This is a genomic window from Streptomyces sp. NPDC007189, from assembly GCF_040703635.1.
In the GTDB taxonomy this organism is placed as follows: Bacteria; Actinomycetota; Actinomycetes; order Streptomycetales; family Streptomycetaceae; genus Streptomyces.
Map to the genome: position 1 here is coordinate 39,495 of NZ_JBEYEY010000030.1, position 6,342 is coordinate 45,836.

Consider the following 6,342-nt stretch of genomic DNA (forward strand, 5'->3'; position numbering starts at 1 on the left):
AGTGCTTCGGACCGGAGGCACCTCCGTGGGAGCCGGCGTCGCCGGCCGCCCCGTTCCCCTGTCCACGGTCCGAGCGCGCCTCCCACGGTGTCTGTACATCCAGCACCTGCTGAGAGAGGTGCGCACCATGAGTGTCACCGGTAGCACGACCTCCCACCCCCACGACGACGCCCCCGACACGGCCGAGTCCTTCGAGCGGCTCGCGACGCTGCCCGACGGAGCCGAGCGGCGGGCGCTGCGCGATGAACTGGTCCGGGTGTGGCTCCCCATGGCCGAGCGGATCGCCGTGCGGTTCCGCGGCCGCGGGGAAGCCCTGGAGGACCTGTACCAGGTGGCCGCGCTGGGGCTGGTGAAGGCCGTCGACCACTACGACCCGTCCCGCGGCCGCGCCTTCGAGGCGTACGCCGTGCCGACGATCACCGGTGAGATCAAGCGCCACTTCCGCGACCACATGTGGACACTGCATGTCCCGCGCCGGGTGCAGGACCTGCGCAACCGGGTCCGCTCCGCCGTGAAGGAACTGGCCCAGAGCACCTCCGGACGCCCGCCGTCCGTGGCGGAGATCGCCGCGTACACACGGCTCACCGAGGACGAGGTGCGCACGGGCATGGAGGCGCTGGAGTGCTTCTCCGCGCTGTCCCTGGACGCCGAGGTGGCCGGCACCGACGGCTACGCCCTCGGGGACTCCCTCGGCGGCCCCGACCCCGGTTACGACCTCGTCATCGACCGCAACGCCGTCAAGCCGTGCCTGGAGGCCCTGCCCGAACGCGAGCGGATCATTCTCTACCTGCGGTTCTTCCGCGGTATGACGCAGAGCCGGATCGCCCAGCAGCTCGGCATCTCGCAGATGCACGTCTCCCGCCTGCTCAGCGGCTGCTTCGACCGGCTGCGCGAGGAGCTGCTGGCGGAGGCCCGCTGAGCCGCGCCGCGCCCCACGCGCTCACTCCTCGACGGCCTCGGGCACCTCGGTGGGGCCGTAGCGGTCCAGCGCGTCCTCCAGCTCGGCGCGGATCTCGGGCGGGAGGTCGCCGCGGCGCGCCCAGACCAGAATCAGCTCCGCGACGTTGCGGAGCTTGATGTTGGTGTGCTGGGAGACCTCCTTGAGCACCTCCCAGCCCTGGTCCGGGGTCAGTCTGCCCCAGGCCACCATCATCCCGATGGCCTGGTCGATGACCGCGTGGGAGGTCACGGCCTCCTTCAACTGGTCGACTTCCGCCTGCAGCTCGGACAGCCGGTCGGACTCGCTCGCTCCCATGCCCCCATGGTCCTCGGTGGCCTGCACCGATGCCACCCGGGGTACTCGACAGGCGCCCGACCCACCTCCGGCCGGACACCGGGTGCAGAACCGGTGGCCGCCCGGCTCCGAGATCAGGACGCGACGCACATGAACCACAACGCCCCCGTCAGCGGTGGACCGCGGAAACGAGACGTCGTCTCCACCCACTCCGTGTTCGGCGCCCCGTGCTGGGTGAGCCTGACCAGCCGTGACCTGGAGGCCACCCAGGAGTTCTACTCGGCCGTCCTCGGCTGGCGCTGGCGCGGTGCCAAGCTCGGCGAGCACTTCCGCATCGCGCTGGCGGACGGGGTGCCGGTGGCCGGGATCGCCGCGGTCGCCGCCATGTGGCAGATGGCGGTGGCGTGGACGCCGTACTTCGCCGTGCCGGACGCCGACGTGGCGGTGTCCCGGGCCCGCGAGCGGGGCGGCACGGCGGCCGTCGGGCCGCTGTCCTTCCCCCCGGGCCGGGCCGCGCTGCTCGCCGACCGGGACGGGGCGACGTTCGGCATCTGGCAGGGGGAACTGGTCGCCAACTGGGAGGCATGGCGGCGGGCGGCGCCGACGTTCATCCGGCTGCACACCCGCAACGCCTTCGACTCCGCGATCTTCTACGGCGAGATCCTCGACTGGGCGAGCGGACTGCCGGGCTGCTGCGAGGTGGAGTACGAGGGCGGCGAGGTGGTGCTGCGCAGTCGGGGCGACGTCGTGGCACGCATCGACTCGGGCGCGGTGGAGGCGGCCCCGGACCCCTCGGTACGGCCGCACTGGCAGATCCACTTCGCCGTCGCGGACGTCACGGGCTGCGCCCGCGCGGCGGAGAAGCACGGCGGCAGCGTGCTCAGCGAGAGCGAGGACGAGGCGATCCTGCGGGACGCGGACGGCGCCCAGTTCACGGTGACGTCGCGCCGGGCCCGCTGAGCGCCCGCCCGCGCCTTCGCGGGCGGGCGCCGGCGCTCAGCCGCCCGCCCGCGACGGTCTCGACAGCAGGACCAGACTGCGGGCCTCCACGCGGAGCCGGGTGCCGGCCTTGCGTTCGCGTTCGTCGGGGACGCCCTCGGGGTCGGCGGTGTCGACGAGGGTCGTCCAGCGCTCGCCGAACGTGTCGTCGGGCAGGCGGAAGTCGACCGGCTCCCAGTAGCCGTTGATCAGCAGCAGGAAGGAGTCGTCGACCATCCGGCGGCCGTAGGCGTCGCGTTCGGCGATGGCGTCGCCGTTGAGGAACACCCCCACCGAGTGCGCGTCACCGCGCTGCCAGTCCCGGCCGGTCATCTCGCGGGCGTCGGGCCTGAGCCACATCAGGTCGGGCAGCGGCTGGCGGGCGTTGGTCGCGGTCTCGCCGTGGAAGAAGCGGCGGCGCCGCAGCACGGGGTGCGCGGCGCGCAGGGCGATCAGATGCCGGGTGAACTCCGCGAGGCGGCGCTGCTCGTCGGTCAGCTTCCAGTCGACCCAGGAGATCTCGTTGTCCTGGCAGTAGGCGTTGTTGTTGCCCTTCTGGGTGCGGCCGAGTTCGTCGCCGTGGCAGAGCATCGGGATGCCCTGCGACAGCAGCAGCGTGGCCAGCAGGTTGCGCTGCTGGCGGGCGCGCAGTTCGAGGACGGCCGGGTCCTTGGTGGGGCCTTCCGCACCGCAGTTCCAGGACCGGTTGTGGCTCTCCCCGTCCCGGTTGTCCTCGCCGTTGGCCTCGTTGTGCTTGTCGTTGTACGACACGAGGTCGCGCAGCGTGAAACCGTCGTGCGCGGTGACGAAGTTGACGCTCGCGCGCGGCCGGCGCCGGCTGTGCTGGTACAGGTCGGAGGAGCCGGTCAGCCGGGAGGCGAACTCGCCGAGCGAGTCGGGCTCGGCCCGCCAGAAGTCCCGTACGGCGTCGCGGTACTTGCCGTTCCACTCCGACCACAGCGGCGGGAAGTTGCCGACCTGGTAGCCGCCCTCGCCGACGTCCCAGGGCTCGGCGATGAGTTTGACCCGGCTGATGACCGGGTCCTGCTGGATGAGGTCGAAGAACGCCGACAGCCGGTCGACCTCGTGGAACTGCCTCGCCAGTGTGGCCGCGAGGTCGAAGCGGAAGCCGTCGACGTGCATCTCGGTGACCCAGTACCGCAGCGAGTCCATGATCAGCTGCAGCACGTAGGGGTGCCGCATCAGCAGGCTGTTGCCGGTGCCGGTGGTGTCGTAGTAGTGCGCCCAGTCGCCGTCGACCAGGCGGTAGTAGGAGGCGTTGTCGATGCCCCGGAAGGACAGGGTGGGGCCCATCTCGTTGCCCTCGGCGGTGTGGTTGTAGACCACGTCGAGGATCACTTCGAGGCCGGCCGCGTGCAGCGCCTTCACCATGGCCTTGAACTCGTTGACCTGCTGGCCCCGGCTGCCGAAGGCGGCGTAGGCGTTGTGCGGGGCGAAGAAGCCGATGGTGTTGTAGCCCCAGTAGTTGGCGAGGCCCCGGTCCTGGAGCACGCCGTCGTGCACGAACTGGTGCACCGGCATCAGCTCCACCGCGGTCACCCCGAGCGAGGTCAGATGCTCGATGGCGGCGGGGTGGGCGAGGCCGGCGTAGGTGCCGCGCAGCCGCTCGGGGACCTCGGGATGGGTGCGGGTCAGGCCGCGCACGTGGGCCTCGTAGATCACCGAGTCCGCGTACGGCGTCCGGGGCGGGCGGTCGTCGCCCCAGTCGAAGTACGGGTCGGTGACCACGCCGAGCATCGAGTGCCCGGCGCTGTCGGCGGGGGCGGGGCCGTCCGGGTCCCGCTCGTACAGCGAGGGGTGGTTGTCGATCTGGCCGTCCACCGCGCGGGCGTACGGGTCGAGCAGCAGCTTCTTCGGATTGCAGCGGTGGCCGAGCGAGGGCTGCCAGGGGCCGTGCACCCGGTAGCCGTAGCGCTGGCCCGGCGCGATGCCGGGCAGATAGGCGTGCCAGACGAATCCGTCGACCTCGTGCAGCCGGATCGGGGTCTCGGCGCCGGCGTCGTCGACGAGGATCAGATCGACCCGCTCGGCCACCTCGCTGAACAGGGCGAAGTTGGTGCCCTGGCCGTCGAACGCGGCGCCCAACGGGTAGGGCTGCCCACTCCACACGGGCAGCCCTTTCCGTCGTCTGCGGGCGGTCACCGGCTGCCCTCCAGGGCGTCGTCCGGTACGGCGGCCGGCGCGGCGAGCGCGTCGTCCATGGCTGCGGCCGGCGCGGCCAGTACGGCCACCCGCTCCTCGCGGGGCACCTGAAGGCCCGTCCGCAGCGTCGGCGCGGGCGCGGTAGGCACCAGCGGGACGCGCTGGCCGGCCCGGGCGCGCTGGGAGAACCAGATGATCTTGCTGCCGGTGTCCGAGGCGCAGCAGCCCCAGCCGTCGCTCATGGCGGCGATGTCCGCCAGGCAGGAGCGCAGGTCCTGGTCGGGGCGCAGATCCGGGTCGTCGCCACCGAAGGCGGTGATGAGGTGCTGGCCGTTCCACCACATCTCGATGGATGTGTGCTTGTCCTTCGCGTGCTCGTCGATCGCCCGCAGCAGCAGTTCGGCGCCGCGGCAGACGGGATCCGTGAGGTTCTCGAGATCCCAGTAGCGGAGGTGGGCGGCCAGGATGCGGCTGACCTGTCCCACCCGTTCCGGGCTGACTTCCACGTCGAGGTGGTAGTAGCAGGGCACTGCGGTCTTCATTGTCGCTTGCTCCTCACCGGCGAAGCTCTCGCTCCCCTCGCCCGTCCGGGAGAGTTCCCGGATGCCCGTCCGGGACGAATGCCCGGACACACAGCGTGAGCGCTGATCGCTTCTGAGTCACCTCCACGGTGAGGGCGCTACGCCATTCGTGCAACACGAGAGCCCGACACACACCCCTCGTTGAAGATCCAACAAGACGCTGCGTTGTCGTCCGTGCACCATAAGTGAAAGCCTCGATCGCCGTAACGGTGCCGCGCGCTTCCGTGCGCGGACGCCACCCGACAGTCGGGAACGCGCCCAGTCGAGAGCGTGGAAGGTGAAGAGGGCAATGCTGCTACCCGCCAAGGCCGAAGTGGCCCGGGCGTTGCGGCGTTACCGGGCGTGGGAGCGCGTGATGCTCGCCTCGCCCCACGACCGCACGGTCCGGGCCACCTTCGAGGACTCGGGCTACACGCTGTGCGTACTGATGGGCAAACGCTGTGCCCGCGAGGCCGCGGACGCAGCCGAACGCTATCTGCGCACCAGTCTGGTCACCTACCTGCGCGAGCAGGACGGACGGCCGCGGCCGCGCCGATCGGCCAGAAGAGCGCCGCCACCGGAGCGGCGTTCCACGGCGCCAAGCCCCTGACCTGGCACCGTAACAAGGCGTTCCCCCGGGGACCGGCGCACGTCGGTCCCTCTCGGATCGCGGAGCCGGGCCGGGCGCCCGGCTTCGCGCACGGCGGAGGTGAGAAACATGCGCAGGACCCCGGCCATCGGCCGTGTACCGGTACGCGACGTCCGGCCGGCCGTGGAGTGCGGCAGGCGCCCGGCGAAGGCGGTGGCCGGCGAGACCTTCCAGGTCACGGCCACCGTGTTCCGTGAAGGGCACGATGCCGTGGGCGCCAATGTGGTCCTGCGCGATCCCAGGGGCCGCCGTGGCCCGTGGACGCCGATGCGCGAACTGTCGCCCGGCAGCGACCTGTGGGGCGCCGAGGTCACCCCGGATGCCACGGGCCGTTGGACCTTCCGGGTGGAGGCGTGGAGTCATCCGCTGGCGACCTGGCGGCACACCGCCTCGGTCAAGGTGCCGGCCGGAATCGACGTCGGGCTGGTGCTGGAGGAGGGCGCCGAGCTGTACGAGCGCGCCGCCGCCGGAGTGCCGAAGGGCCCGGAGAGAAACGTTGTCCTCGCCGCCGCGCGGGCCCTCGGGGACGACTCCCTGCCGGTGCACGAGCGGCTGCGGGCGGCCCAGTCGCCCGAGGTGGACGCGGTCCTGACGCGCCATCCGCTGCGGGAGTTGGTCACCGCCTCCGATCCCCTGCCGCTGCTGGTGGAGCGGGAGCGGGCCCTGTACGGCTCCTGGTACGAGTTCTTCCCCCGCTCCGAGGGCACCGCCGAGCGGCCGCACGGCACCTTCCGCACGGCCGCGCGCCGGCTGAAGCC

Annotated in this window: 7 protein-coding genes; 4 read left to right on the forward strand and 3 right to left on the reverse strand. The window is 71.8% G+C overall.

Annotated elements, in window-relative coordinates; all coding sequences use genetic code 11:
• Positions 1-127: 127 nt before the first annotated feature.
• A complete protein-coding gene (locus AB0950_RS37715) occupies positions 128-919 on the forward strand; it encodes an RNA polymerase sigma factor SigF (protein WP_360161864.1) in 792 nt (263 codons plus the stop codon).
• A 21-nt stretch (positions 920-940) separates the two neighbouring features.
• Here AB0950_RS37715 and AB0950_RS37720 read toward each other — a convergent pair whose 3' ends face one another.
• Positions 941-1,255, reverse strand: a complete 315-nt coding sequence (locus tag AB0950_RS37720) for an ANTAR domain-containing protein (protein WP_360161861.1) — start codon at positions 1,253-1,255, stop codon at positions 941-943.
• Positions 1,256-1,384: 129 nt separating this feature from the next.
• Between AB0950_RS37720 and AB0950_RS37725 the strand changes: the two genes are divergently transcribed.
• Positions 1,385-2,194 (forward strand): VOC family protein, encoded by an 810-nt coding sequence (locus AB0950_RS37725; RefSeq protein WP_360161859.1) that lies wholly within the window; start codon positions 1,385-1,387, stop codon positions 2,192-2,194.
• Positions 2,195-2,230: 36 nt separating this feature from the next.
• On the opposite strand, the gene glgX is transcribed toward AB0950_RS37725, so the two are convergent.
• Entirely contained in the window at positions 2,231-4,348 is a 2,118-nt protein-coding gene (gene glgX, locus AB0950_RS37730) for a glycogen debranching protein GlgX (protein ID WP_360161932.1), read from the reverse strand.
• A gap of 23 nt (positions 4,349-4,371) precedes the next feature.
• Entirely contained in the window at positions 4,372-4,917 is a 546-nt protein-coding gene (locus tag AB0950_RS37735) for a pep a2 (protein ID WP_360161857.1), read from the reverse strand.
• Positions 4,918-5,245: 328 nt separating this feature from the next.
• Here AB0950_RS37735 and AB0950_RS37740 point away from each other — a divergent pair, with 328 nt between their 5' ends.
• Both AB0950_RS37740 and AB0950_RS37745 read left to right on the forward strand, forming a co-directional pair.
• Positions 5,246-5,545 carry a DUF5133 domain-containing protein gene (locus AB0950_RS37740; protein WP_330341786.1) on the forward strand — a complete coding sequence of 100 codons (300 nt, stop codon included), beginning with the start codon at positions 5,246-5,248 and terminating at the stop codon, positions 5,543-5,545.
• A gap of 108 nt (positions 5,546-5,653) precedes the next feature.
• A partial coding sequence (locus AB0950_RS37745) for a maltotransferase domain-containing protein (protein WP_360576025.1) occupies positions 5,654-6,342 on the forward strand: 689 nt, incomplete at its 3' end.

Excerpts from the sequence above, each read along its gene's own strand:
- AB0950_RS37735 (WP_360161857.1), bottom strand. The coding sequence starts at position 4,917 with ATGAAGACCGCAGTGCCCTGCTACTACCACCTCGACGTGGAAGTCAGC.
- AB0950_RS37720 (WP_360161861.1), bottom strand. The coding sequence starts at position 1,255 with ATGGGAGCGAGCGAGTCCGACCGGCTGTCCGAGCTGCAGGCGGAAGTC.
- AB0950_RS37725 (WP_360161859.1), top strand. The coding sequence starts at position 1,385 with ATGAACCACAACGCCCCCGTCAGCGGTGGACCGCGGAAACGAGACGTC.
- AB0950_RS37715 (WP_360161864.1), top strand. The coding sequence starts at position 128 with ATGAGTGTCACCGGTAGCACGACCTCCCACCCCCACGACGACGCCCCC.
- AB0950_RS37740 (WP_330341786.1), top strand. The coding sequence starts at position 5,246 with ATGCTGCTACCCGCCAAGGCCGAAGTGGCCCGGGCGTTGCGGCGTTAC.